We start from the raw sequence: 25,198 nt of genomic DNA on the forward strand, positions 1-25,198 counted from the left end.
CCCGGCTGCAAATCATGGGATGGCGACTTACAGGCTTGAGTGCCGCCCGACTGGACAAAGGTTGCGCCGGGCAGCGGGCGGCGGATCGCCGGCGCCGCACGGCCTGCCGCCGGGTCGGGTGCCGTCACCGGCGCGGCCAGGCGCCGTGCGCAACCTTTGGCGGCCCGGCCGGCACTTACCCGCATCTTGCAGCGGTCTGCCGGTACGGCCGGGGCAGCATCGCTGACGGGCGCGTGGCCCGTGCATCGCCGCATCCGATCAGGCCCCAAGGAGAGCCCATGCTGCCTTTTCCGACCCGACCCGAAACCGGCCGCCGCGGGAACCTTCTGTGGCACGGCCTCGCGATCCTGCTGCTGTTCGCCAGCAACGCCGTCCAGGCGGTTCCCTCGTTTGCCCGGCAGACCGGCTACGTCTGCGCGGTCTGCCACTCCAGCGCCTATGGCGGCGGCGACAACGGGCCGGGACTGACGCCGGTCGGCATGCGTTTCAAGCTCAACGGATACACCGACGCGAACATCGGCGACGCGCTGCCGGTGGCCGCGCAACTCGTGGCGGCCCGCACCAACCCGGCGCGCGGCGACAGCAAGAGCCGACTGACCGAAGCCGACATCTACCTGGCCGGGCGACTGACCGATCACGTGGGCGGCTTCGTCAAGATCGAGACCGACAATGTCGGCAACGGCAAGTACAACACCAGGCTGAGCAACCTCGACCTGCGCTTCGTCGCCAAGGCGCTCAAGCTGGGCGGCAAGGATCTGACGCTCGGCGTGAGCGTCAACAACAATCCGGGGTTCAACGACCCCCTCGCCGTGCTGCCGGCCGCTTCGACCCTGGGTCCACCCGGCGTCACCGGGACCCTGCTGAACCTGTCCAGCCCCGGCGCACCGGCCAACCGCGTCATCGGCGCCACGGTCTACGCCCTGTACGACTCGGATTGGTACGGCGAAGTCGGTACCTACAACGCGTTGCAGACGTCCGTGCAGGATCGGCTGGGTTATTCGGTCGGCGGCGATCCGGGCAAGTTCAGCGACACGGGATACTTCCGCTTCGCGTACATGAAGGAGTTCAAGGCCCAGTTCGTCTCGGCCGGCGTGGTGGGCCTGACGACCCGGCGCCAGCGGCCCCGTCTGGGCCCCGCCGACGACATCACCGACCTGGGTTACGACCTCACCTACCAGTATCTGGGCAACCGGCAGAACATCCTGCAGCTCAGCTACGTGAACATCTTCGAGAAGCGCGATTACGGCAGCACGCCTGCCAGTTCCGTCGTTCCGGGCCTGCTCGCGCTGCCGCAGGGCTCGGCCCGCGACCAGATCGCCACCGCCATCTACACCTTCAGGCAAAGCTACGGCATCGCGCTGTCCCGCATGGTGAGCACGGGTTCGCGCGACCCCGCCCGCTACGTCCCGTACGGCAGTCCCGATACCACCAGCAACCTCGTCAGCGTGTTCTGGGTGCCTTTCGGCAAGGAATCCTTCAGCTCCCTGGCCAATCTGAGGATCTACGCCACCTGGTTCCGTTTCAGCCGCTTCAACGGCGCCCGCAGCAACATCTTCGGCGCGCCGCCCGGGGCGCCGGTGACCAACGCGAGGGATCTGAACGCCTTCACGATCTCCGTGAGCGCGGCGTTCTGAACGCGCGCAAGGGCATTGCCGCGTGGCCGGCCCCGTTCGCCGGGCACCCACGGGGCCGTCCGCCTTGCCCGTGCGGAGGCCGGCGCCGTTCCCGCAGCCGGCCGACGATACCCGTGCCACCTCCGGGCATCGTCCATGGAGAGAGGGCACCCCTTCCCGCGCAGATTCGGTTATAAGGCGTGCATGCCTTTCGTGGTGCGGCCATGCCATGGGGCGCCGCCGTACTCGACCAATCGAACAATGACGCGATGTGGCTCACCTGTCCCGCGCTCAAGGCCTCTGGCGCACGTCGCCGCGACGGTGCGCGCCCGCCTGCGTTCGAGCCGCAGGTAGATTCCACGGCGGCATGTGGTCCACGCAGCGCAGGAATCGTGCCGCACCGGCACCGGGTCCGGCCCTCCCGCCTCGACGTCGGCACCCGCGGCCGCTGCCTTGCCCGCATGGGGCTGGGCCTGCTTGCCGTGGCGGTGGCCGCAGCCCATCCCGCCCTGCTGCACGCCCAGTCGGCCAGGATGGCCGGTACGGTCGCACTCGGTTCGCAGCTGGTCGACCGCGGCTTGGCGATCACGCCGGCCACGCCCACCGTTCAGGCGGCTGCCTCGTGGATCTCGTCGACAGGCTGGTCGGTGGGCCTGTCCGCAAGTGCCGAAGTCCGTTCGCCGGGGCGCATCGTCCAAACCCTGCTCCAGGGCTCGCGCCACTGGCCGCTTTCCGGCGACTGGCAGATGCAGGCCAGCGTGCTCTACTACCGCTATTCCGGCGACGCCCGCTCGACCGCCTACAACCGCGGCGAAGCCGGGGTCAACTGGCTGTACCGGGACATCCTGACGTTCGGCCTGTCGGTCAGCCGCAGCATCGGCTCCGCGGATCGGCGCACGCGTGCCGCCGCCGATCTCGATTTCCACTGGCCGTTGACGGAGCATGCCTTCGTTTCCGCCGGAGCGGGCGTTGCCCACGTCCCGCCCGCGCGGTACAGCCACTACCGCCAATATGGGCGTTACCGGTCCGGCGACGGCGAAGGCTTCTACCGCTACGGCCACGTCGGGCTGATGTGGGTCGATGGCGCATGGCGGCTGGAACTCGATCGCGTCATGACCGACCTGGGATCGCGATGGTCGACGCGAGACATGGGCGCGCAGCCCTGGATCGCCACGCTCTCGCGGTCCTTCTGATCCGCCGGCAACCTTTACCGGCCGAAACGGTACTCACGCATGGACCGACCGCGTTCCGACCACCCCGCGAAGCTACATGAACGACGCTGATACCGACGCTGACGCCACCGACCGCATGCTGCTCCAGCGCATGTCGATGGGCGACCGTGCCGCGTTGGCGGTGCTCTACCGCGGCTACCACGGCAGGCTGTGCCGCTTCCTGTCCCGACTGACGCGGCGTCCCGACGTCATCGAGGAGGTCATCAACGACTGTTTCTGGATCGCCTGGCAGAAGGCGGACAATTTCCACGGCGACTCGCGCGTTTCCACCTGGATCATGGGCATTGCCTACCGCTGCGGGCTCAAGGCACTGCGCCAGCATGGCGACGAACCCGTCGCCGAAGACACGCTGGGGCAAGATCGCGTCCCCGCCCACGACCCGGGCGAAGACCGCGAACTGCGCGACTGGCTGGGCAAGGGCCTCGGCTGCCTGTCGGTGGACCAGCGGGTCGTGGTCGAGCTGGTCTACGGCGTGGGGCATTCCCTGGATGAAGTGGCCGCCATCATGCAATGCCCCGTGGGCACGGTGAAGGCGCGGCTGTTCCACGCGCGCGTGAAACTGCGTAACGTGCTTCCCTCCCTGGCTGGAGAATCGCCGATACGCAAGGAGGGCGCGCCATGATGTTCCAGACGAGTTCCGATCGCGACTGCGCCCGCGCCTGGGAAGCCATGCCCTGGGTGCTGCAGGGCAGCGCCCCGCGGGAGCAGGGCGAAGCGCTGATGAGCCACCTCGTGCACTGCGAAGCGTGCCGCGCCGAGTTTGCGCAGCAGAGCCGCGTGCAACTGGCGATGTCGCTGCCCTCCGATATCCCCCTCGACGCCAACGTCGGGCTGAAACACTTGCTGGGCCGCCTCGACGCGCCGGCTCCGCTGGAGGCGCCGTTTCGTTCACGCACGGCAAGCCGGCTGACCCGCGCCCTGGCCGCCATGGTGCTGATCCAGGCCATCGGCATCGGTGCGCTGGGCACGAAGCTGTGGTCGGAAGGCGGCCGCCCGCACTACCGCACCCTCAGCGAGTCGCCCCGGCCGGCCACCCCGGGTTCGATCCGCGTGGTGCCTGATGCGGCCATGAAGCTGTCCGACTGGGACGCGCTGCTGCACACCCTCGGCTTGCAGGTGGTGGATGGCCCCAACGACATCGGCGCCTATACCGTCGTACCGCGAAGCACCACCACGACGCAGCAGCATGTGCTGCAGCAGTTGCGCGCCACCCACGGCATCCGCCTGGCGGAGCCCGTCGCCACCACGCCATGAAGCATGGGGCCATCGTATTCGCCGCGGCGATGGTTCTGAGTGCCTGTGCGCACCTGCGGCCCGCGGCGCCGGCCGATGACCCCGCCGATCCGCACCGTTCATCCGTGGCCAGCGCATCCGCCATGGACAGCCGGCGCGACATCGTGCTGGCCGTCGCCAACCCGCTGGCCCCTCCCGCCACGCATGCCGGTTCCAGCGTGCTGGGCTATGTCCCGTCCGCAAACTATGGGGTCGGCCAGCGGGCGGCATCGACGCTCGCGGTGCTGAAGAGAACCTACGGCTGGCAGGAGGTCACCGGCTGGCCGGTCAAGGCGCTGGACCTGTACTGCATCGTGCTGACGCCGGCCCCCGGCATGCCCCGCGCCGCCCTGCTCAAGGCACTTGCGGCAGACGCCCGGGTGCGGCTTGCCCAGCCACTGCAGGATTATTCCGTCTACGCCGATCCGCCACGGCAGGGCGCCCACCACTACAACGATCCCTATGCCGACTTGCAGCGCGGCTTCGTCGAAACCGATGCGGCACTCGCGCACGACCTCAGCCAGGGCGCCGAGGTCGATGTCGCGATCGTCGATACGGGCGTCGACTTGACCCACCCCGACCTGCGCGGACGCATTCGCGACACCCGCAACCTGGTCGACGCGGATCGCGCGGCGTTCGACCGCGACAATCATGGCACCGAGGTCGCCGGCGTCATCGCCGCCGACGCCGACAACCACCAGGGCATCGTGGGGATGGCGCCCAAGGCCCGGCTCAGCATCTACAAGGCATGCTGGTATCCGCCCTCGCCCGGTGCCGGCGCCCGCTGCAACACCTTCACCCTGGCCAAGGCCCTGGCGGCGATCATCGACACCGATACCCGCATCATCAACCTGAGCCTGGGCGGCCCGGCCGATCCGCTGCTCGACCAGTTGCTTGCCCGGCTGCTGGAGCAGGGCCGCATCGTGATCACGGCCCTGCCGCCGGACGGCAACGCCGCCGGCTTTCCCGACCGTGCACCGGGAGTCATCGTCGTGCGCAGCAGCAACGCATCGAGAGCGCCGCCGGGGGTGCTGAGCGCACCCGGCAGCGACATCCTGACCACCCAGCCGGACGGCGGCTACGACTTCACTTCCGGGTCGTCCATGGCCGCCGCGCACGTGAGCGGCATCGCTGCCCTGCTGCTCGCCATGGCGCCCGGACTGGACGCGCGTTCGATGCACGACTTGCTGCTGCAAAGCAGCCGGCTTTCCGACGGCACGCTGCAGGTGAATGCCGCATCGGCCGTGGCGCGCCTGCGCGACGAAGAGAAGGCCGCCCCCTGACGGAAACGGCCCGCCAGAGGCGGGCCGTCAGGGAAAGGCGACAAGCCTCGCAGGGTGTTCGCTAGAACGGGATCTCGTCATCCGCGAAACCGTTGTCGGCCGGGGCCGATGGCGAGGGGCGCGACGGACCGCGGTCGTCGTTGCCGCGCGACTGGCCGCCGCCGTAGCCGCCGCCCTGGCGCTGGCCGCCCTGCGGGCGCTCGCGCTGGTAACCGCCGCCAGCGCCGGCGCCCTCGTTGCTGCCGAGCATCTGCATCTCGCTGGCGATGATGTCGGTGAAATACTTCTCCACGCCATCCTTGCCGGTGAACTTGTCAGTGCGGATGGAACCCTCGATGTAGACCTGGCGGCCCTTCTTCAGGTACTCGCCGGCGATCTCGCCGAGGCGGCCGAAGATCTTGATCCGGTGCCACTCGGTGCGTTCCTGCTTTTCGCCGCTCTGCTTGTCGGTCCACGACTCGGAAGTGGCCAGGCTGAAGCTGCACACCGTGGTGCCGCTGCCGGTGCTGCGCACCTCGGGGTCCGAGCCCAGGTTGCCGATCAGGATGACTTTGTTGACGCCACGTGCCATGGATGTGTCCTCGGTTGAGCCGGCCGCAAATTCTGCGAGGGGTTGCGGCCGGAGTGGTGGATCAGGCTGGCTATCATAACCGCGGGACGGACCCAGTCCAGCAGCCGGAAGCTGACGCCGGCGTGGGTGCCTGCCCGGGCCGTCGTGCGTACCGGGCGACGCTTCAGGCCAGCGTCGCACCCGCCGCCGGCGAGTCGCCCGAATCGCCGGCGGTCGGCAGATGGTCGACCCCATAACCGGCCGCATCCCACGCCTCCAGCCCGCCCAGCAACGGGCGCACCCGGCGGTAACCTTGCGCCATCAGGATCTTGGCCACCCTGGCCGCGGACACTTCGTTCGGGCAGTTGCAGTAGAGCACCAGTTCGCGGTCGAACGGGATGTCGTGCACGGTGCGGTCGATGCCTTGCGCATCGACCAGCAGTGCGCCGGGAACGACGCGCGTATCAAGCTGGCGCGAGGCTTGCGGGCGCACGTCGACCACCACCGGGGCACGTTCGGCGGCCATCGCCCGGTGCAGTTCCTCGACCGTGATGCGCGCCATCCGCAGCGTGCGCAGCAGGCGGTGCCGCTGCCACCAGCGCGCCAGCACGTACAGCGCCAGCAGCACCAGCAGCAGCTGGATCGCCAGCGCTCCGGCGCTGGCCACGGCGGACAGCAGCTTGTCGACCTGCGCGGCGAAGGCATAACCCGACCCGGTCCACAGCGCGGCCCACAGCAGCGAGCCCAACCCGTCGAACAGCACGAACAGCGGCCAGCGCAGCCCCATGGCGCCGACCAGCGAGGAGCCCACGGTCGACAACCCCGGCACGAACTTGGCAACCAGCAGCACCTGCCCACGCCAGCGCTGGAAACGCAGCTCGGAGCGTTGCACGCACGAGTCGGGCGACAGCGAGACGCGGCACAACAGGCGCATCACGCCGGCGCCGTAGCGCCGGCCGGCGGCGTACCAGGCCGAATCCCCGAGCAGGCAACCGGCCACCACCACCGCCATCGTGCCGGCCAGCACCCACGGCCCGCCGACCGCCGCCCATGAACCGGCCACCACCAGCGTCGGCACCGCCGGCACCGGCGCGCCCAGCTGGGTCACCAGCACGTTGAGGAACACCAGCAGCACGCCGTAGTGCGCGATCAGCGCGAGCATTTCATGAGCCATCAAAGCGGTACCCGATGCAGGCCGCGGCCACGCCGCCGAGGCTCATGATTGGGCCGCCCGGCGGCCTTTGCAAACCGCCGCCGTACCGGCTTACGCGGCGACGCCCGCCACCGCGGCGGCGCGATCGATCCGGCGCGCCCCGGCCACCACCAGCGGCAGCCACAGCAAGGTCAGCGCCGCGGCGCTGGCGAACACGCCGTCCGGCCCGAGCCGGCCCAGCGCGATGCCGCCAAGCGCGCCGCCGACGAACGCGCCGATGAACTGGCTGGTCGAATAGGCGCCCATCGCCGCGCCGCGCAGATGCTCCGGCGCCAGCCGCGAGACCAGGCTGGGCAGCGCCGCTTCCAGCAGGTTGAAGGCGGAAAAGAACACCGCCGCGGCCACGCCGAACGCCACCAGGTGGCTGCCGGACAGCGCGAAGCCGAGCAGCGCCAGCCCGATCGCCACCACGCACACCATCACGATGCGCAGGCTCTGCGCGACCTCGCGCATGTGGTGCAGGCTCGCGCCCATCACGAACGCGGCCACCGTCATCACCGGCAGGTACAGCTCCCAGTGCCGGTTCACCGGCAGCTGCAGGGTGTTCGCCAGCAGCAGCGGCAGACCGACGAAGCTGGCGGTGAGCAGCGCATGCAGGAAGAACACGGAGCCGTTCAGCACCAGCATGCGACCGTCGCGCAGCATCGCCAGCACGGCAGCGACACCCGCCGCGGCCGGCGCGCGTGCACGCGTCGGCGTGGGCACGATCAGCCACAGCAACGCCAGCGAGGCCAGCGCCAGGATCGAGGTGGCGGCGAACAGCCCGGGCAGCCCGGCGACGGCCTCCAGCGGCGGCCCCAGGATCAGCGCCAGCAGGAACGCCAGCCCGATCGACACGCCGATGATGCCCATCGCCTTGCCGCGGTTTTCCTCCGCGGTCAGGTCCGCCGCCAGCGCGATGCCGGCGCCGGCCACCGCGCCCATGCCCTGCACCGCCCGGCCGACCGCGATGCCGGCCAGCGTGTGCGACATCGCCGCGATCAATCCGCCCAGCGCGAACAGCAGCAGGCCCAGGGTGATCGCCGGCTTGCGCCCGATCCGGTCCGACAGCAGCCCCAGCGGAATCTGCAGCAGCACCTGGCCGATGCCGTAGACACCCAGCGCCAGTCCGATCATGAATCCGGTGGCGTCGGGCATCGCCTTCGCGTACAGCGAAAACACCGGCATGATCAGGAACAGCCCGAACAGGCGCAGGCTGATCACGCAGGCCAGCGTCAACGCGCTGCGCCGTTCGAGGCTGGAGAGTTTGCTCACTGGAGGGTGCACATCGCCAAAGACATGCCCGGCATTATAGAGGGCGCCACCTGCAACGACTGTGGTGACATGTCGCGGCGCAAATTCCTGCAGCCCCTATAATCACGCCCTACGCCGCTGCGATGCACCCATGAACTCGATGCCTGCCGACGCCACCCGCCCCGCCGACTTCGCCCAGGTGCGCGACCTCGCCGCCGCCGACATGCAGCGCGTCGACGCGCTGATCCGCCGGCGGCTGTCCTCCGACGTGGTACTGATCAACCAGATCGCCGACCACATCATCGCCGGCGGCGGCAAGCGGTTGCGCCCGATGCTGCACGTGCTGGCCGCCGGTGCCGCCGGCTACCGCGGCGAACATCACGTCAAGCTGGCCGCGATCATCGAGTTCATCCACACCTCGACGTTGCTGCACGACGACGTGGTCGACGAATCCGACCTGCGCCGCGGCCGCAAGACCGCCAACGCGCTGTGGGGCAACGCCGCCAGCGTGCTGGTCGGCGACTTCCTCTACTCGCGCTCGTTCCAGCTGATGGTGGAACTGGACGACATGCGCATCATGCGCATCCTGGCCGACACCACCAACACCATCGCCGAGGGCGAGGTGCTGCAGCTGCTCAACATCGGCAACGCCGACGTCGGCGAGGCGGCGTATCTGGCGGTGATCGAACGCAAGACCGCGGTGCTGTTCGCCGCCGCCACCGAACTGGGCGGCCTGCTCGGCGGCCTGCCCGCCAGCCGGGTGGCCGCGCTGCGCGAGTACGGCATGCAGCTGGGCTACGCGTTCCAGATCGCCGACGACCTGCTCGACTACACCAGCGACGCCGGCACGCTCGGCAAGAACATCGGCGACGACCTCGCCGAAGGCAAGCCCACCCTGCCGCTGATCTACGCGCTGGAGAAGGCCAGCCCGGAACAGGCGCAGTCGCTGCGCCACGCGATCGAACACGGCGGGCTGGACTCGCTGGACCGCATCGTCGCCGCGATCCGCGACTCCGGCGCGCTGGAACGCACCCGCGACCGCGCCCTGCGGCACGCCCGCGCCGCCAGCGAAGCGCTCACCGCCCTGCCACCCTCGGCCCACCGCGATGCCCTGGCGACCCTGGCCGAGTATTCGGTGCAGCGCACGTTCTGACGGTTGCCGGAACTTGGCCGCGGGGCTCTTCTGAAGCGGGGAGTTTCCACCTTCAATACGCTTGCAGGAGCGCACCCTGTCGCAGGGTTCCTTCGGTTGTGGTGAGCAGGAGCAAGAGCTTTCGTCCTCCGAAGGAGGGCGAAAGCTCTTGCCTCCGATGCCATTCGCTTCGAATGCGCCAAGAGCAACAGCATCGCGCACAAGGTGCGCCCCTGCAGAGGTACCCGGCGAGCTGAAGCCCCGTGCTCAAAAGGAGAGCAGAGGCCGAGGCGTGCATCCACCGACCGTTCCCCATTGGATCCCCCACGGCAACCCATTGTTCAGCCGCCAGCGCTGGCAGCCACGCCGCCGATCGGCCAGACTTCACCGCATGTTGCGACTGTGCCCAATTCGCTGGCTGTGGTGTCTTGCGGCGATCCTGTTGCCGCTGGCGGCGCATGCCGGCGAAACCGGCTGGCGCTACGACACGGTGCACAGCCAGGTCGTCTTCAGCATCAGCCACAACGGCTACTCGCGGCCGTTCGGACGGCTGCACATCGCGCGCGGCTGGCTGCGTTTCGACCCGGACGACTGGAGCACGGCGGCCACCGAGCTGGACGTCGACCTGGCCAGCCTGGACATGGGCGACGCCGACTGGAACCAGGCCGTGTGCAAACCGGTCCTGCTCGACTGCGCGAGCCATCGTTACGCGCACTTCCGCAGCACCGGCGTGGAGCGCAGGGACGACCGGCATGGCGTGCTGCACGGGCAACTGACCCTGCACGGCGTCAGCCGTCCGCTGGACCTGGCGTTCACCTTCAACCGCGCCGCCAAGACCATCTACGAGCTGCACGAAGTAGCCGGCTTCTCGGCCACTGCCAGCCTGGACCGCAACGACTTCGGCATCACCGCCAACCCCAACTCGATCGGCGCCAGCGTCAGCGTGTGGCTGGAGCTGGAAGCGATCCGCGACGACCACGCCGTTCCACCACGCAAGGAAACGCCATGAGCCTGCGCAGCAACGACCGCCAGTGGGGTTCGGTCGCCAAGTTCTTCCACTGGATCATCGCGCTGGGCATCCTCGGCAACGGCCTGTTCGGCCTGCTGATGGACCTGGCTCGCTCGCCGATGCAGAAGATCAACTGGCTGGCCCTGCACAAGTCGATCGGCCTGACCGTGCTGGCGCTGGCGCTGCTGCGCATCGCGTGGCGCTGGGCCGACCGCCGCCCGCCCGAGGCGCCCATGCCGCGCTGGCAGCAACTCGCGGCGCGTGCCGCGCACGGCGTGCTGTACGTGCTGATCGTGCTGCTGCCGCTCAGCGGCTGGTGGTTCAACTCGGTCACCGGCAAGCCGCTGCAGTGGTTCAAGCTGTTCAACCTGCCCGCGCTGGTCGGGAAGAACGACGAGCTGCGCCATCTCGCGCACGGCGTGCACGAGTACCTGTTCTGGTTCCTCCTCCTGGTGCTGGTGGCGCACGTCGGCGGCGCGCTGAGGCACCATGTGTTCGACCACGACAACGTGCTGCGCCGGATGCTGCCGTTCGGCCGCCTGCGCGAACGCGGCCCTTCCGAAGGAGATCCCTCATGAAACGTCTCGCCATGCTGCTGGCGCTCGCCCTGCCCGGCCTCGCCGCGGCCACCGATTACACCGTGCAGCCGGCATCCAGCACGCTCGGCTTCAGCAACACCTTCCAGGGCGAATCGTTCGACGGCCGCTTCGACCGCTGGACCGCCGCGATCAGCTACGACGCGGCCAATCTCGCCACCTCGAAGTTCGACGTGGAAGTGGACCTGGCCAGCGTGAAGACTGGCGACCGCGACCGCGACGGCGCGCTGCCCGGCGCGGATTTCTTCGACGTGGCGAAATTCCCCAAGGCGCACTTCGTCACCACCGGCTTCCGCCAGAGCGGCGGCAAGGTGATCGCCGACGGCACGCTCACCCTGCGCGGGGTGAGCAAACCCATGAGCCTCGAGGTGACGTTCAAGCCGCAGGGCCGCGGCGCCATGCTGGACGTGGCCGCCACGCTGCAGCGACTGGATTTCGGCGTGGGCACCGGCGACTACGCCGACACCTCGGTGATCGGCGGCGACGTGAAGGTCACCGCGCACCTGCAGCTGGCACCGAAGTAACGCCGCCGCGATGGCGCGCGAAACGCTGTGGCAACGCCTGCGCGGCTGGGTCGTTCCCGACCGCCGCATGGCCACGCCGCCGCGAGATGAGCCCAGCGGCTCGACCCGGGTGGCCGACAGCCTGCGCGCGCTACTGGACGACCCGACCATCCCGGCCGCGGTGCGCAGCGAGCTGGCCGGCGAGTTCGCGCGCATCGAGGCCATGCTGGACCGGCTCGAGCGCGGCGAGCTGCATGTGGCCGTGTTCGGCCGCGTCTCCACCGGCAAGTCGGCGCTGGGCAATGCCCTGCTCGGCCGCGACGCATTCACGGTGGGCGTCCTGCACGGCACCACCACCGGCGCCGACCACGCGGTGCTCGACGAGGCGCAGCACGACGGCCTGGTGCTGATCGACACGCCCGGCATCAACGAGCTCGACGGCGAGGCGCGCGAGAAGCTGGCGTTCGACGTCGCCGAGGTCAGTGACCTGGTGGTGTTCGTCGGCGACGGCGACCTCACCCGCGAGGAACTCGACGCATTGAAGACGCTCGCCGCCACCCAGCGCCCGCTGCTGCTGGCGCTGAACAAGGCCGACCGCTACGGTGCCGACGAGCTGGCCGACCTGCTGGCGCACCTGCGCCAGCGCGTGGCCGGGCTGGTGCGCGCGGAAGACGTGCTGGCGGTGGCCGCGCGGCCCGCGCCGCAACGGCTGGTCGAGGTCGATGCGCGCGGCCACGAACACGTGCGCGAACAAGCGCGCGCGCCCGACGTCGCCGCCCTGCGCGAACGCCTGCTGGCGATCGCGCAACGCGAAGGCAAGACGCTGTCGGCGATCAACGCCGGCCTCCATGCCGGCCGGCTCACCGACCAGGTCAGCGCGCGCATCGCCGAAACCCGCAAGAGCGTGGCGGCGAAGCTGATCCACAACTACTGCATCGCCAAGGGCGTGGCGGTGGCGCTGAACCCGATCCCGGTCGCCGACCTGCTCGCCGCCGCGGGGCTGGACGCAGCGATGGTGGTGCAGCTGTCGCGCGTCTACGGCCTGCCGCTGACCCGCGCCGAATCCGGTCGGCTGGTCGCGGTGATCTCGGCGCAGCTGGCCGCGCTGATGGGCGCGATCTGGGGCATGCAACTGGTCGCCTCGGCACTGAAAGGCGTCAGCGCCGGCCTGTCGGTCGTGCTCACCGCCGCGGCGCAGGGTGCGCTGGGCTGGTACGCCACCGTGCTGATCGGCCGCGCCGCCGAACGCTACCTGGTCGGCGGCAAATCCTGGGGCGACGCCGGTGCCAAGCGCGCCGTCGCCGACATCGTGGCCAGTCTCGACCGCGACTCGATCCTGCGCGAGGCGCGCGAGGAAATCCTCAGGCGGTTGAAGTCGCGCCGCGCATAGCTCCATGTCCCTCCCCCTGCTCGCAGGGGGAGGCTAGGAGGGGGTAAGGCTTTTGACCTTCAATCAAGATCAAGAGCGAACCCCACCCCGGCCCTCCCCTGCTGCGCAGGGGAGGGAGCTCACCTCGCGAGGAACGCACGCACCGCCGCCGCGTCGAACGGCCAGTCCAGCTCGCGGCCGTCGCGCGCATCGCGCAGCACCGGCACGCGCGTGCCGTAGCGCTGCTCCAGCTCGGGCGAATCATCGACCCATGCGCTGTCGAAATCCGGCGCGCGTGCCTCGGCCATCACGGCCAGGGCGAGGTCGCACAGATGGCAGTAGTCGCGCTGGTACAGGATCAGGTCGGACATGCGGTGGCGAACGGACTGCCAAATGAAAGGGGCCCGCGTAGAATAGCGGCTTCCCTTCCCCATTCGCAGCACATCATGGCCGTCAGCGTATTCGACCTGTTCAAGATCGGCATCGGGCCGTCCTCCTCGCACACGGTGGGGCCGATGCGCGCCGCCGCGCGCTTCGCCGAACACTGGCTGGAGGAGAAGGGCGTGCTCGACCGCGTCGTGCGCGTGCGCGCCGAACTGTACGGCTCGCTGGCGATGACCGGCCGCGGCCACGGCACCGACAAGGCGGTGCTGCTCGGCTTCGAGGGCCAGCACCCGGATACGGTCGATCCCGACGCGATCCCCGCCACGCTCGAGCGCATCCGCGGCACGGGCCGCATCCGCCTGCTCGGCAAGCGCGAGATCGCGTTCGACGAGAAGGCCGACCTGGTCTTCAACAAGCGCCAGAAGCTGCCGTTCCACACCAACGGCATGCGTTTTTCCGCGTACGACGCCGACGGCAGCGAGCTGGCCAGCCGCGACTACTACTCGGTCGGCGGCGGCTTCGTGGTCAACACCGACGAGGCGGCGGAAGACCGCATCGTCGCCGACACCACCGCGCAGCCCTACCCGTTCAGCAGCGGCGACGAGATGCTGGCGCTGTGCAAGCAGCACGGCCTGACCATCGCCCAGCTGATGATGGCGAACGAGAGCGTGTGGCGCTCCGAGGCGGAAACCCGCGCCGGCCTGCTGACCATCTGGCAGGCCATGCAGGATTGCGTCACCCGCGGCCTGCGCTCGCCCGGCACCCTGCCTGGCGGCCTGCACGTGGCGCGGCGCGCGCCGGCGATGGCCGAGGAATTGCGCAACCAGCCCGAGGCCGCGCTGAAGGACCCGCTGACCATCCTGGACTGGGTCAACCTGTACGCGCTGGCCGTCAACGAGGAGAACGCCGCCGGCGGCCGCGTGGTCACCGCACCGACCAACGGTGCCGCGGGCATCGTGCCCGCGGTCGGCCACTACTACCTGCGCTTCTGCCCGAAGGCGGACGAGAACGGCATCATCGACTACCTGCTCACCGCCGCCGCGATCGGCATCCTGTACAAGGAAAACGCCTCGATCTCCGGTGCCGAAGTGGGCTGCCAGGGCGAAGTCGGGGTGGCCTGCTCGATGGCCGCCGGCGGCCTCACCGCCGCGCTCGGCGGCAACGTGATGCAGGTCGAGAACGCCGCCGAGATCGGCATGGAACACAACCTCGGCCTCACCTGCGACCCGATCGGCGGGCTGGTGCAGATCCCCTGCATCGAACGCAACGCGATGGGCTCGGTGAAAGCCATCAACGCCAGCCGCATGGCATTGAAGAGCGACGGCAAGCACCGCGTCAGCCTCGACAAGGTGATCAAGACCATGCGCGACACCGGCCGCGACATGAAGGACAAGTACAAGGAAACCAGCCGCGGCGGGCTGGCGGTCAACGTCATCGAGTGCTGAAGCCCTGCCGGTGAGCGACGCTTCGTAGGACGGGCACGGCCCGCCGGCTCTTGCTTTGTGAATCCAGAGCGGCGGACAGTGTCCGCCCTACACGACTTGAGGCCACTCGGCTATCGGCGGCTATCCGCTTTCGCGCCAGCGCGGCGCTTGATTGAGGTCGACCGTCTCGAAGGCGGTGCCGCCAAGGCAAGGATCACGTCGCACACGACCTTCTGCTGCGCAGCCGGCAGTGCCCGGTAGATATCGAAGACCTTCTGGTCGTCGTAGGTCGGCGCCTCTTCCTTGACCTGTCTGGCGCCACGCTTTCCGTGCACGGCCCGATCGCCGAACCGCAGGAAATCCGGGCTTTCCTTCAGCCAGTCGGCCAGCACGACCAGCTTGTCCTGCTCGGGAATCCCCTTGCCGTTCAACCAGCGCGAAGCCGTCTGGAACACCACCGAGGTGCCCGGAAAGCGCAAGTTGAACTGCGTGACCAGCACCCCCGGGCGCGGCTCATGGCCCTGCGCGAGCATCGCGGCAGCCAGGCGTTTCGAGAATTCGGCGCGTTCATTGCTCATCCCTTGGCAACTTAGCGGCCGTCCGATCTATCGGTTCACGTATAGAGTTCACTATGATTAACGTTTGTAGTTAATGTATGGGGAACGGCCGCGTGACCAATTCACTGCTGGAACAGCTGCCGGAGATCGTCAGGGAAGGCCGCAAGCAGGCCGAGAAGATTCTGGAAAGCCTGGAAGGGCGCCACCGGGTCAGCCTGCAGACGCGCGAGTGGGTGCTGCCGTCGAAGGACACGCGCGACAGCGACTGGATCGCCGCAGCGAACCGGCAGGCGCACCTGGGCGACGAAGGCACGGCCGACTGGACCAACCGGCTGATCTACGGCGACAACCTGCTGGCAATGGCCGCCCTGCTGGCCGGCGACGAACACACGCCCAGCCTGCGCGGCAAGGTCGACCTGATCTACATCGACCCGCCGTTCGACTCCAAGGCCGACTACCGCACCAAGGTGTCGCTGCCTGGCGTCGAGCTGGAGCAGAAGCCGACGGTGATCGAGCAGTTCGCGTATTCCGATACCTGGTCGGATGGCACGGCGTCGTATCTGGCGATGATCACACCGCGGTTGATTCTGATGCGGGAGCTACTCGCCGACACCGGCTCGATGTATGCACATCTGGATTGGCACGTAGGGCATTACGTCAAGGTCGTGATGGACGAAATTTTTGGCAAAGATTTTTTTGCCAACGAAATCGTATGGCAACGCACCGGCGCTCATAACGACTCCAACAGATTTGGCAACGTCCACGACATTATATTTTTTTACGGCAAGACCAACTCTCGCCCATTCTTTCAAACGCATACCCCATACGACGACGAATACATACAAGAGCGTTTCAGAAATGCAGAAGAAGAAACAGGCCGGCGCTATTGGCTCAACACCGCAACTGCGGCCGGACCTGGGCCTGCCCGCTTCTTCAACGGAGAGCCAAGAACTCCGCCACAGGGCACCCATTGGCGATACAGCCAGGAAACTATTGATGAACTGATCAGCAGGGGAAAAATTGTCTTTTCCAAAACTGGTATGCCTTACGTCAAGCAGTATCTCGACGAAAGCCCCGGAAGGCCCGTCCAGTCAGTATGGACCGATATAAAGATGACGAAGTCCGGTGCGGAAAGACTGAACTACGCGACACAGAAGCCAGAGGCTCTGTTGGAACGAATCATTCGCAGCTCATGCCCAGAAGATGGACTGGTTGCCGACTTCAATGGCGGCTCCGGCACCACCGCCGCCGTCGCCGAAAAGCTTGGCCGCCGCTGGATCACCACCGACCTCGGCAAGCCGGCCTGCATGATCATGCGCAAGCGGCTGATCGACCAGGGCGCCAAGCCGTTCCTGTACCAGGCGATCGGCGACTACCAGGTCGAGGCGGCGAAGAGTTCGCTGGGGCGCAGCTTCCGCGTGGGCGACCTGTCGGGGATCGTGCTGTCGCTGTACGGCGCGCTGCCGCTGCAGCCGGAGGACAACCCGCTGCGCAATCTCGGCGCGGTGGTCTACGGCGGCAAGAAGACCCTGGTGCTGGTGGATTCGCCGAACAAGCTCACCGGCGACGCGACGTTGCGCAAGGCGATCGCCCAGCGCGAGCACCTGCTCGGCGGCTGGGACCGGGTGGTGGTGCTCGGCTGGAATTTCGAGCCGTCGATCGGCCAGAGCATCACCGCGCTCAACGACCCGCGGCTGGAAGTGCTGGTGATCCCGCCCGACCTGCTCGACCGCCTGCGCAAGAAGGGCGGCATCGAGAAGCTGCGCGGGCAGGTGCGTTTCTCCAGCCTGCAGTACCTCACGATCAAACCGGTGCGCCGCCAGCGCAGTGGCGACGAGGAGCAGTTGCAGGTCACGCTGGACAACTACGTGCTGCTCTCGCCCGAGGCGATCAACCTGGACGAGGACAACCGGAAGAAGCTGCTCAAGGTAGCCAACGCCGAGCCGCTGGCGCTGATCGAGTACTGGGCGGTGGACCCGGACTACGACGGCGCGGTGTTCCGTTCGGTGTGGCAGGACTATCGCGGCAACACCGCCAACGACGACGACCCGCTGCGTGTGGTGACCGCCGCGAGCTTCAGCGTGCCGCACAAGAAGGGAGAACGGCGCGTCTGCGTGCGCGTGGTCGACGTGTTCGGCTTCGAGGCCGAAGTGGTGCAGGTGGTGAGGGAGGGTGGGAAGTGATTACCCGCGGGACGCCCCAATCCTCGTCATTCCCGCGAAGGCGGGAATCCAGCGTCTTGGGCCGCTGGGTGTCACTGGATTCCCACTTGACCAGCCATTCGGCTGTTGAGAGCCGCGGGAATGAAGGCAAAAAGCACTCAGGCCGCCAATGGCAGAACTTTCCGCAAACTCGCCTTCAGTTCACGCTCGGCGATCTTGAGGTCGTAGTCGGTCTGCATGTTCATCCAGAACTGCGGGCTCTGGCCGAAGGCGCGGCCAAAGCGCAGGGCAAGTTCGGCCGTGACGGGGCGCTCCTCGCGGATGACATGCGAAATACGCATCGGCGAAACGCCGATCGCCCGGGCAAATGCCGCCTGGCTCATGCCGTGGTCGGACAGGATTTCTTCCAGGAGTTCCCCCGGATGAATGGGCGGCAGGCCGTTCGTGGTGGCGGGGATGGACATGGTTCTGATTCCTCAATGGTAGTCGACGATCTCGACGTCGAAGGCATCGCCGCCCTCGAAACGGAAGCACAGCCGCCACTGATCGTTGATGCGGATACTCCATTGACCTGCGCGATTGCCGCTCAACATTTCCAGGCGATTGGAAAACGGCTCGCGCAGATCTTCGGGGCAGGTGGCGAGATGCAAATATTTCAGACGACTCAGCGCCCGCCGCACGATGTCCGGCGGAAACCGCCGGCTTGTTCCGGTCGCGGACAGTCGCGCGGTTTCCTTGTCAGCGAAGCTCCTTATCACCCGGTGACTCCTGTCGGCACGGTCGATATTTGCTCACCAACCATAAACAAAATGTTTATGGCTCGCAAGCACAAGGAGCCAGATCATGGCTGACCCGATTCAACCGCTGGCGCTGGCGGCCGCGCTCACCCGCCGCACCGAGCAACTGTGCATCGGCCTGGAACAGGGCATCGCCGACCTCTACGAGCTGGTGACGCCGGTGACCGCCGCGCTGCTGCGCTGGTGGTTCGGGGAGGACGCGTGCCAGTCGCGCACGTTCAATTTCCACCCCGGCCAGAAGCAGGCGATCCTCAACGTGATCGTGGCGCACGAAGTGCTGGCCAGTCCGAACCTGAAGGACCTGTACCAGCAGGTGTGCGCCGACGCGCTGCTCGAAGGCACGCGGCTCGCCGACGTGGCGCAAGACAAGCACGGCCACCCGAAGTACTGCCTGAAGATGGCCACCGGTACCGGCAAGACCTGGGTGCTGCAGGCGCTGCTGGTGTGGCAACTGCTGAACAAGACCGCGGCGCTGGACGAAGGGCGCGACGACCCGCGCTTCACCCGCCGCTTCCTGATCGTGGCGCCGGGGCTGATCGTGTACGAGCGCCTGCTCGATGCGTTCCTCGGCAAGGAGAACGAGGACAAGAGCCGCGACTTCGCCAGCTCCGACATCGCCAGTTACGCCGAGCTGTTCACCCCACCGGCGCGGCGCGAGCGCATTGCGCAGTTCGTGCGCGGCAACGTGTGCCAGAAGCAGGAGATCGGCCTGAAGGCCACCGGCAACGGCATGATCGCGATCACCAACTGGCACCTGCTCAGCGAGGCCGAGGAGGAAGCGGAGCAGGAGGAAGCCGCACGGGTCGACACGCCCGGCATGGTCGCCGATGCCGCCCGCGTGGCCTACGACGTGCTGCCGCTGACCCCGGGCCGCGCCACCGGCAACAGCCTCGCTGTGCTGGACCGGCGCTGGGCGCGTGGCAACGTGCTGAGCTACCTCGCCGACCTGCCCGACCTGATGGTGTTCAACGACGAGGCGCACCACATCCATGAATTGAAATCGGGCGGCGAGACCAGCGAGGTCGAATGGCAGAAGAGCCTGTCGGTCATCGCCGCGGGCAAGGGCCGCCGCTTCGTGCAGATGGATTTCTCGGCCACGCCGTACAACGACGTCGGCAGCGGCAGGAAGAAGGCCAAGCTGTACTTTCCGCACATCGTGGTGGACTTCGACCTGAAGGCGGCGATGCGGCTGGGCCTGGTGAAGTCGCTGGTGCTGGACAAGCGGAAGGAACTCGGCGCGCTGCCGCTGGAGTTCAAGGCCGAGCGCGACGGCGACGGCAACGTGGCGCTTGCCGAGGGTCAGCGCGTGATGCTGCGCGCCGGCCTGCAGAAGCTGCGCAAGCTGGAGGCGGATTTCGCCCGGCTCGATCCCGGCCGCCACCCGAAGATGCTGGTGGTGTGCGAGGACACCACGGTGTCGCCGCTGGTGGCACGGTTCCTGTGCGAAGAAGGGCTGCATGACGACGACGTGCTCACCGTCGATTCCGGCAGGAAGGCCGAACTGGGCGAGAAGGACTGGGCGCCGCTGCGCCAGCGCCTGTTCAACGTGGACCGGCACGCGCAGCCGCGGGTGATCGTCAGCGTGCTGATGCTGCGCGAGGGTTTCGACGTCAACAACATCTGCGTGATCGTGCCGCTGCGTTCCAGCCAGGCGCAGATCCTGCTGGAGCAGACCATCGGCCGCGGCCTGCGCCTGATGTGGCGCGACCCGGAGTACGCCGACATCAAGCGCGAGAACCGCGAGCGGATCAACCGCGGCGAGGAGCCGGGCTCGCTGATCGACATCCTCTCCATCGTCGAGCACCCGGCGTTCCAGAGCTTCTACGACGAGCTGATGCGCGAAGGCCTGGTCGGCAGCACCGGCGACGACGACGAGGGCAGCAGCATCGGCGACCTGGTCGCCGCCGAGCTGCGCGAAGGCTACGAGCAGTATGACTTCGCCATCCCGTTCATCCTGCGCGAGGCGGACGACAGCGTCGAACACCTGCCGATCGACGTCGCCGCGCTGCCGAGCTTCAGCGCGATGAGCCGCGCGAAGCTGGCCGAGCTGCTGGGCAAGGGCGACACCTTCACCTCGCAGGACCTGCAGAGCAGCACGCTGTTCGGCGACTACCGCGTCGACGGCGTGGCGATGGACGTCAGCGGCTACAACGAGCTGCTCTCAAGGCTGACCCGGCGGGTGAGCCAGGCGCTGAGCCACCCGCTGCCGAAGGGCAACAAGGTTTCCCCGCACCTGGACCGCCCCTATCTGCAAATGAACACCGCGGCGCTGGCCACGGCGCTGGACGACTACATCCGCGAGCGACTGTTCGGCGAAGTCTTCGAGCCGTTCGAGGGTGAGGGCTGGCGGCTATTGCTGCTGCAGCCGGTGCTCGACCATATCGTGAAGATCTTCGCCCTGGCGCTGGTGCGCGCCGAGGAGCACACCGTGCGCGGCAGCACCGAGGTGCACCATCGCCGTCTTTCGGAAGTGACGAAGCTGATGGTGCGCGAAAGCGCTTCGCTGGAGGTGTCCAAGTGCATCTACACGCGCCTGCCGTACCCGACCCGCAGCGGCGGGTTGGAGCGCGCCTTCATCGAGTGGGCGCAGGCGGACGCCGGCATCGAGGCGTTCTGCAAGATCAGCGAGAACCGCCACGACTTCGCGCGGCTGCGCTACATCAAGGACGACGGCCTGCCCGCGTTCTACATCCCGGATTTCCTGGTGCGCACGGCCGAGGCGATCTACCTGGTCGAGACCAAGGCACAGCAGCAGGTCAGCCATCCGAACGTGCAGCGCAAGCTGAAGGCGGCCACCACCTGGTGCGAGCGGATCAACGCGCTGGACGCGGAGCAGCGCGGCGGCCGCGTGTGGCACTACGCGCTGGTCGGCGAATCGCTGTTTTACGACTGGCGGGAAAAAGGCGCCAGGCTGGGCGAGCTGCTGGCGTTCTCGCGTGCACGGGCCGCGCCGACGGCGCAGTCGCAAGGTGGCCTGGCCCTCTGACGGCGTTCTCCCGGGGAGGTTGCTCCCTCCCCTGCTTGCAGGGGAGGGTTGGGGAGGGGTCGCTCTTGATCTTGAAGCAGCAGAGCGAAAAGCCCACCCCCTCCCTGCCTCCCCCTGCAAGCAGGGGGAGGAGCAAAGGCTTCCTGCGTCGCCTGCAGCAGAGGGAAAACCCGGAGCCCTCGATAGCCCGCATGACCTTTGCGGGGTGACATAGAGCAGCGAATTCTGCAACCATCACCCTCTTTTCGCGCCTCCGACGCCTCCGCAGGAGATTCCATGTCCCAAGCCAGCCAGATCCGCCGCGACGTCGGCCCGTTCGCCCTGATGCTCACCGGCCTGGGCTCGATCATCGGTTCCGGCTGGTTGTTCGGCGCGTGGCGCGCCGCGCAGATCGCCGGCCCGGGGGCGATCTGGGCGTGGGTGATCGGCGCGGCGATCATCATGACGGTGGCGCTGACCTATGCCGAACTGGGGGCGATGTTTCCCGAATCCGGCGGCATGGTGCGCTACGGCCACTACTCGCACGGCTCGCTGGTCGGCTTCATCGCGGCATGGGCGAACTGGATCGCGATCGTCTCGGTGATCTCGGTGGAAGCCGAGGCCTCGGCGCAGTACATGTCGTCGTGGAAGTGGCAGTGGGCGAAGGACCTGTATCACCAGATGCCCGGCGGGCACGGCGAGCTGAGCACCAACGGCCTGCTGATCGCCGCGGTGCTGGTGGTGATGTATTTCCTGTTCAACTTCTGGAGCGTCAAGCTGTTTGCGCGCTCGAACACCGCGATCACCCTGTTCAAGCTGATCATCCCCGCGCTCACCGCGGTGCTGCTGATCGCCAGCGGCTTCCATGCCGAGAATTTCAGCGTCGGCATCCACGGTGAACTGCACAAGACCGACTTCCCCTCGATCCTCACGGCCGTGGCGATCGCCGGGATCGTGTTCAGCTTCAACGGATTCCAGAGCCCGGTGAACCTGGCCGGCGAAGCGCGCAACCCGGGCAAGAGCATCCCGTTCGCGATCGTCTGCTCGATCTTGCTGGCCACGGTGGTCTACGTGTTGCTGCAGGTGGCGTTCATTGGCGCGGTGCCGCGGGAAATGCTGGCCAACGTCGGCTGGCACGGGATCAACTTCAGCTCGCCGTTCGCCGACCTGGCGATCATCCTGGGCCTGCAGTGGCTGGCCACGCTGCTGTTCATCGATGCGGTGATCAGCCCCAGCGGCACCGGTATGACCTACACCGCCACCACCGCGCGGATGCTCTACGGCATGGAGCGCAACGGCACGCTGCCGAAGATCCTCGGCCGCGTGCACCCGAAGTGGGGCATCCCGCGCCCGGCGATGTGGGTGAACCTGGCGGTGTCGTTCCTGTTCCTGTTCTTCTTCCGCGGCTGGGGTTCGCTGGCGGCGGTGATCTCGGTCGCCACGATCATTTCCTACCTCACCGGCCCGGTCAGCGTGATGACGCTGCGTCGCACCGCGCCGGGGCTGCACCGTCCGCTGCGGCTGGGCGGCCTGTCGGTGCTGGCCGGGATCGCCTTCATCATGTCCACCGAGTTGCTGTACTGGGCCAAGTGGCCGCTGACCGGCGAAATCATCCTGCTGATGGTGGTCGCGCTGCCGGTGTATTTTTATTTTCAGACAATGGCCGATGACTTCTTCAAGCCATTGGAAAGAATGATTCTGCTGGTGAGCAGCATCGCGCCTGCTGTTTTGCTGAGCATGCTTGCAGGTGCTTTCTATCTCTATTCATCCGATTCACCCATTGCCACTCCCCTGTTCCTCGCCGGGCTGGCTTATTCGTGGGTAATGTTCGCTGTTGTGATACCGGTCTTTCGCATGCGCAGCGATGCCTCGGCGATGGATAGTTTCAAGCATCACCTTCGTGGCGCGTGGTGGCTGGTGTGTTACTTGCCGGTACTTGCCTTCGTCTCCTGGGCCGGCAGCACCACCTTCGGCGGCCAGGGCTACCTGTCCTACGGCTGGGATCTGGCCGTGGTCGCGGCGATCGGCCTGGTGTTCTACCTGTGGGGCGTGAAGTCCGGCTGGCGCACGCCGTCGGTGGAAGCGGCGGAACTGGAGGCGAAGGTCGACCCGAACGCGCCGCTGGTACCGCCGGATGAAGCGACCGCGGAACGCATCACCGGGCACTGAGCCCGGCCATCCGTTCGACCCGAACGCGCGGCGACCAGCCGCGCGTTTTTGTTTTCAGCGAACGGCCGCCCGCCCGCGGCCGCCCAGCGACAGCAACACCAGCACGATCGCCAGCACCGCGTAGGCCCCAGCGAACTGCCACACGATGCTGCGCGAGGCCGCATCGAGCAGCCACGGCAGGTAGATGCCACCGGAAAGCTCCACCGAGTGGATCACCCCGAACAGGCTCAGCGCCCCGCCGAGCAGCAGGATCAGCGCGGCGCGCAACGGGCGCCGGTCGATCAGCGCCACCACGAAGCTGGCCCAGACCATCGCGGTGATGATGAAGCCGTTGCCCAGCACGGTGATCACCGCCAGCTCGGAGATGCCGTGCGTGCCGTCGTTGAACAGCTGCGCGAAGTGTTCGGGCGAGACGTAGGCCGGGTCGCTCAGCTTGATCGTGAGCATCCGCGCGATCGCCGGAAAAAAGCTGAACACCACCGCGGCCGCGTAGCGCATCGGCGTCGCCTCGAACGCCTGCACGGTGATGCCGATCGCCACGAACACCAGGATCGGCGCCAGCACCGGCAGCGGCAGCAGCTCGACCAGGTTCGACAGATAGCCGAACACGCCGCCCAACCCGATCACGATGCCGGTGAGCAGGGTGTAGCCGCTGCGCGCACCCATCGCCTTGTACGACGGCTGGCCGATGTACGGCGTGGTCTGCGCCACGCCGCCGCAGAAGCCGGCCGCCAGCGTGGCCAGCGCCTCGACCAGCAGGATGTCGCGGGTGGAGTAGTCGTCGCCGGCGGCGCGTGCGCTCTCGGTGACGTTGATGCCGCCGACCACCATCAGCAGGCCGAACGGCAGGATCAGCGGCAGGTACGGCACGATGTACGCAAGCCCCTGCACCCACTGCAGGGTCGGCCACGGCAACGCGAAACGCCATTGCCACGCCGCCGGCGCGTGGTAGCCCGCGCCCAGCCAGCCCAGCGGGCCGAGCCCGTAGTACAGCAGCGCGCCGAGCACGAACGCCACCAGCACGCCCGGCAGTCCGAACGGCATCCGCCCGTGCGCCACCAGTGCGTACAGCACCACGCCGAGACCGGCAAAGCCGACCACCGGCAGCTTCAGGATTTCCACCAGCGGCAGGAAGCCCATCAGCACCAGCGCGATGCCGGCGATCGAACCGAGCAGGCCGGCGCGCGGCACGTGTCGCTGCACCATCGCGCCGAAGAACGACAGCACGAACTTCAGCACGCCCATCACTACCAACGCAGCCATGCCCAGCTGCCAGGTGGCGATCGCCGCAGCGTGTTCGTCCATGCCGCCCTGCCTGAAGCCGAGGAAGGCCGGCCCGAGCACCAGCAGCGCCATGCCGATGCTGGTGGGCGCATCCAGCCCCAGCGGCATGGCGGTAACCGTGTTGCTGCCGCGGCGCCGGGCCAGCCGGCGCGCCATCACGGTATAGGCGAGGTTGCCCAGCAGCACGCCCAGCGCGGTGCCGGGGAACATGCGCAGGAACACGATGTCCGCGGGAAATCCGAACAAGCCGATCAGCGCCGCGGCGAGGAAGCCCATGATGGACAGGTTGTCCACCACCAGGCCGAGGAAGCCGTTGAGGTCGCCGGGGGCGAACCAGCGATTGGCCGGGATGTTCATGCGCGAGGCTCGCGGGGGTGGACCGCGCGGCCGCCGGGCAGGCATGCCGGCGCGGCCGGTGAACGAAAATTCATCGTGTCGTGTTCCTCTGCGT

Annotated in this window: 22 protein-coding genes; 14 read left to right on the forward strand and 8 right to left on the reverse strand. The window is 67.8% G+C overall.

The window, feature by feature from the left end:
• The first annotated feature begins 278 nt into the window (after positions 1-278).
• The 5 genes from RHOOR92_RS0117750 (at position 279) to RHOOR92_RS0117770 (ending at position 5,400) form a co-directional block, all read left to right on the forward strand.
• Entirely contained in the window at positions 279-1,634 is a 1,356-nt protein-coding gene (locus RHOOR92_RS0117750) for a hypothetical protein (protein WP_027490850.1), read from the forward strand.
• A 203-nt stretch (positions 1,635-1,837) separates the two neighbouring features.
• On the forward strand, positions 1,838-2,806 hold the full coding sequence (locus RHOOR92_RS0117755; protein ID WP_231378427.1) for a hypothetical protein: 969 nt from the start codon (positions 1,838-1,840) through the stop codon (positions 2,804-2,806).
• 76 nt (positions 2,807-2,882) lie between these two features.
• Positions 2,883-3,467 (forward strand): sigma-70 family RNA polymerase sigma factor, encoded by a 585-nt coding sequence (locus RHOOR92_RS0117760; RefSeq protein ID WP_027490852.1) that lies wholly within the window; start codon positions 2,883-2,885, stop codon positions 3,465-3,467.
• A complete protein-coding gene (locus RHOOR92_RS0117765) occupies positions 3,464-4,099 on the forward strand; it encodes a hypothetical protein (protein ID WP_027490853.1) in 636 nt (211 codons plus the stop codon). The genes RHOOR92_RS0117760 and RHOOR92_RS0117765 overlap by 4 nt, the downstream gene beginning before the upstream one ends.
• A complete protein-coding gene (locus tag RHOOR92_RS0117770) occupies positions 4,096-5,400 on the forward strand; it encodes a S8 family serine peptidase (protein WP_027490854.1) in 1,305 nt (434 codons plus the stop codon). Before RHOOR92_RS0117765 ends, RHOOR92_RS0117770 begins: the two co-directional genes overlap by 4 nt.
• Positions 5,401-5,461: 61 nt before the next feature.
• Here the strand turns inward: RHOOR92_RS0117770 and ssb are convergent, their stop codons facing one another.
• The 3 genes from ssb to RHOOR92_RS0117785 all read right to left on the reverse strand — a co-directional run bounded on the left by ssb (position 5,462) and on the right by RHOOR92_RS0117785 (position 8,417).
• Positions 5,462-5,971: a single-stranded DNA-binding protein gene (gene ssb / locus RHOOR92_RS0117775; protein ID WP_007510721.1), complete on the reverse strand. Its 510-nt coding sequence runs from the start codon at positions 5,969-5,971 to the stop codon at positions 5,462-5,464.
• A 163-nt stretch (positions 5,972-6,134) separates the two neighbouring features.
• Complete coding sequence (locus RHOOR92_RS0117780; protein WP_196802031.1) at positions 6,135-7,112, reverse strand: DedA family protein/thiosulfate sulfurtransferase GlpE; 978 nt, start codon at positions 7,110-7,112, stop codon at positions 6,135-6,137.
• 102 nt (positions 7,113-7,214) lie between these two features.
• On the reverse strand, positions 7,215-8,417 hold the full coding sequence (locus RHOOR92_RS0117785; protein ID WP_027490855.1) for an MFS transporter: 1,203 nt from the start codon (positions 8,415-8,417) through the stop codon (positions 7,215-7,217).
• 130 nt (positions 8,418-8,547) lie between these two features.
• On the opposite strand from RHOOR92_RS0117785, the gene RHOOR92_RS0117790 reads away from it, so the two are divergent.
• The 5 genes from RHOOR92_RS0117790 (at position 8,548) to RHOOR92_RS0117810 (ending at position 13,026) form a co-directional block, all read left to right on the forward strand.
• Entirely contained in the window at positions 8,548-9,549 is a 1,002-nt protein-coding gene (locus RHOOR92_RS0117790; protein WP_027490856.1) for a polyprenyl synthetase family protein, read from the forward strand.
• Between the two features lie 370 nt (positions 9,550-9,919).
• Positions 9,920-10,537 carry a YceI family protein gene (locus RHOOR92_RS18920; protein WP_015446848.1) on the forward strand — a complete coding sequence of 206 codons (618 nt, stop codon included), beginning with the start codon at positions 9,920-9,922 and terminating at the stop codon, positions 10,535-10,537.
• A complete protein-coding gene (locus tag RHOOR92_RS0117800; RefSeq protein WP_027485496.1) occupies positions 10,534-11,115 on the forward strand; it encodes a cytochrome b in 582 nt (193 codons plus the stop codon). Before RHOOR92_RS18920 ends, RHOOR92_RS0117800 begins: the two co-directional genes overlap by 4 nt.
• Entirely contained in the window at positions 11,112-11,657 is a 546-nt protein-coding gene (locus RHOOR92_RS0117805) for a YceI family protein (RefSeq protein ID WP_027490857.1), read from the forward strand. The genes RHOOR92_RS0117800 and RHOOR92_RS0117805 overlap by 4 nt, the downstream gene beginning before the upstream one ends.
• Before the next feature lie 10 nt (positions 11,658-11,667).
• The gene (locus tag RHOOR92_RS0117810) at positions 11,668-13,026 is read left to right on the forward strand and encodes a GTP-binding protein (RefSeq protein WP_007510735.1); all 1,359 of its coding nucleotides are present in this window, start codon (positions 11,668-11,670) and stop codon (positions 13,024-13,026) included.
• Positions 13,027-13,145: 119 nt separating this feature from the next.
• Here RHOOR92_RS0117810 and RHOOR92_RS0117815 read toward each other — a convergent pair whose 3' ends face one another.
• Complete coding sequence (locus tag RHOOR92_RS0117815; protein ID WP_015446844.1) at positions 13,146-13,376, reverse strand: glutaredoxin family protein; 231 nt, start codon at positions 13,374-13,376, stop codon at positions 13,146-13,148.
• 75 nt (positions 13,377-13,451) lie between these two features.
• Here RHOOR92_RS0117815 and RHOOR92_RS0117820 point away from each other — a divergent pair, with 75 nt between their 5' ends.
• Positions 13,452-14,834: an L-serine ammonia-lyase gene (locus RHOOR92_RS0117820; protein WP_027485492.1), complete on the forward strand. Its 1,383-nt coding sequence runs from the start codon at positions 13,452-13,454 to the stop codon at positions 14,832-14,834.
• Between the two features lie 110 nt (positions 14,835-14,944).
• On the opposite strand, the gene RHOOR92_RS0117825 is transcribed toward RHOOR92_RS0117820, so the two are convergent.
• Positions 14,945-15,391, reverse strand: coding sequence for a hypothetical protein (locus tag RHOOR92_RS0117825; RefSeq protein WP_027490858.1), 447 nt, complete (start codon positions 15,389-15,391; stop codon positions 14,945-14,947).
• A 212-nt stretch (positions 15,392-15,603) separates the two neighbouring features.
• On the opposite strand from RHOOR92_RS0117825, the gene RHOOR92_RS0117830 reads away from it, so the two are divergent.
• On the forward strand, positions 15,604-17,553 hold the full coding sequence (locus tag RHOOR92_RS0117830) for a site-specific DNA-methyltransferase (protein WP_231378428.1): 1,950 nt from the start codon (positions 15,604-15,606) through the stop codon (positions 17,551-17,553).
• A gap of 137 nt (positions 17,554-17,690) precedes the next feature.
• Here the strand turns inward: RHOOR92_RS0117830 and RHOOR92_RS0117835 are convergent, their stop codons facing one another.
• Together RHOOR92_RS0117835 and RHOOR92_RS0117840 are read right to left on the reverse strand one after the other, a co-directional pair.
• Positions 17,691-17,996, reverse strand: a complete 306-nt coding sequence (locus RHOOR92_RS0117835) for a HigA family addiction module antitoxin (protein ID WP_007510746.1) — start codon at positions 17,994-17,996, stop codon at positions 17,691-17,693.
• Positions 17,997-18,008: 12 nt separating this feature from the next.
• Positions 18,009-18,290 carry a type II toxin-antitoxin system RelE/ParE family toxin gene (locus RHOOR92_RS0117840; protein WP_027485489.1) on the reverse strand — a complete coding sequence of 94 codons (282 nt, stop codon included), beginning with the start codon at positions 18,288-18,290 and terminating at the stop codon, positions 18,009-18,011.
• An 85-nt stretch (positions 18,291-18,375) separates the two neighbouring features.
• Between RHOOR92_RS0117840 and RHOOR92_RS0117845 the strand changes: the two genes are divergently transcribed.
• Both RHOOR92_RS0117845 and RHOOR92_RS0117850 read left to right on the forward strand, forming a co-directional pair.
• The gene (locus RHOOR92_RS0117845) at positions 18,376-21,315 is read left to right on the forward strand and encodes a DEAD/DEAH box helicase family protein (RefSeq protein WP_027490860.1); all 2,940 of its coding nucleotides are present in this window, start codon (positions 18,376-18,378) and stop codon (positions 21,313-21,315) included.
• A 276-nt stretch (positions 21,316-21,591) separates the two neighbouring features.
• The gene (locus RHOOR92_RS0117850) at positions 21,592-23,463 is read left to right on the forward strand and encodes an APC family permease (protein ID WP_027490861.1); all 1,872 of its coding nucleotides are present in this window, start codon (positions 21,592-21,594) and stop codon (positions 23,461-23,463) included.
• Between the two features lie 54 nt (positions 23,464-23,517).
• Here the strand turns inward: RHOOR92_RS0117850 and RHOOR92_RS0117855 are convergent, their stop codons facing one another.
• Positions 23,518-25,104 carry a hypothetical protein gene (locus tag RHOOR92_RS0117855; protein WP_027490862.1) on the reverse strand — a complete coding sequence of 529 codons (1,587 nt, stop codon included), beginning with the start codon at positions 25,102-25,104 and terminating at the stop codon, positions 23,518-23,520.
• Positions 25,105-25,198: the final 94 nt, after the last annotated feature.

Source organism: Rhodanobacter sp. OR92 (genome assembly GCF_000427545.1).
Lineage (GTDB): Bacteria > Pseudomonadota > Gammaproteobacteria > Xanthomonadales > Rhodanobacteraceae > Rhodanobacter > Rhodanobacter denitrificans.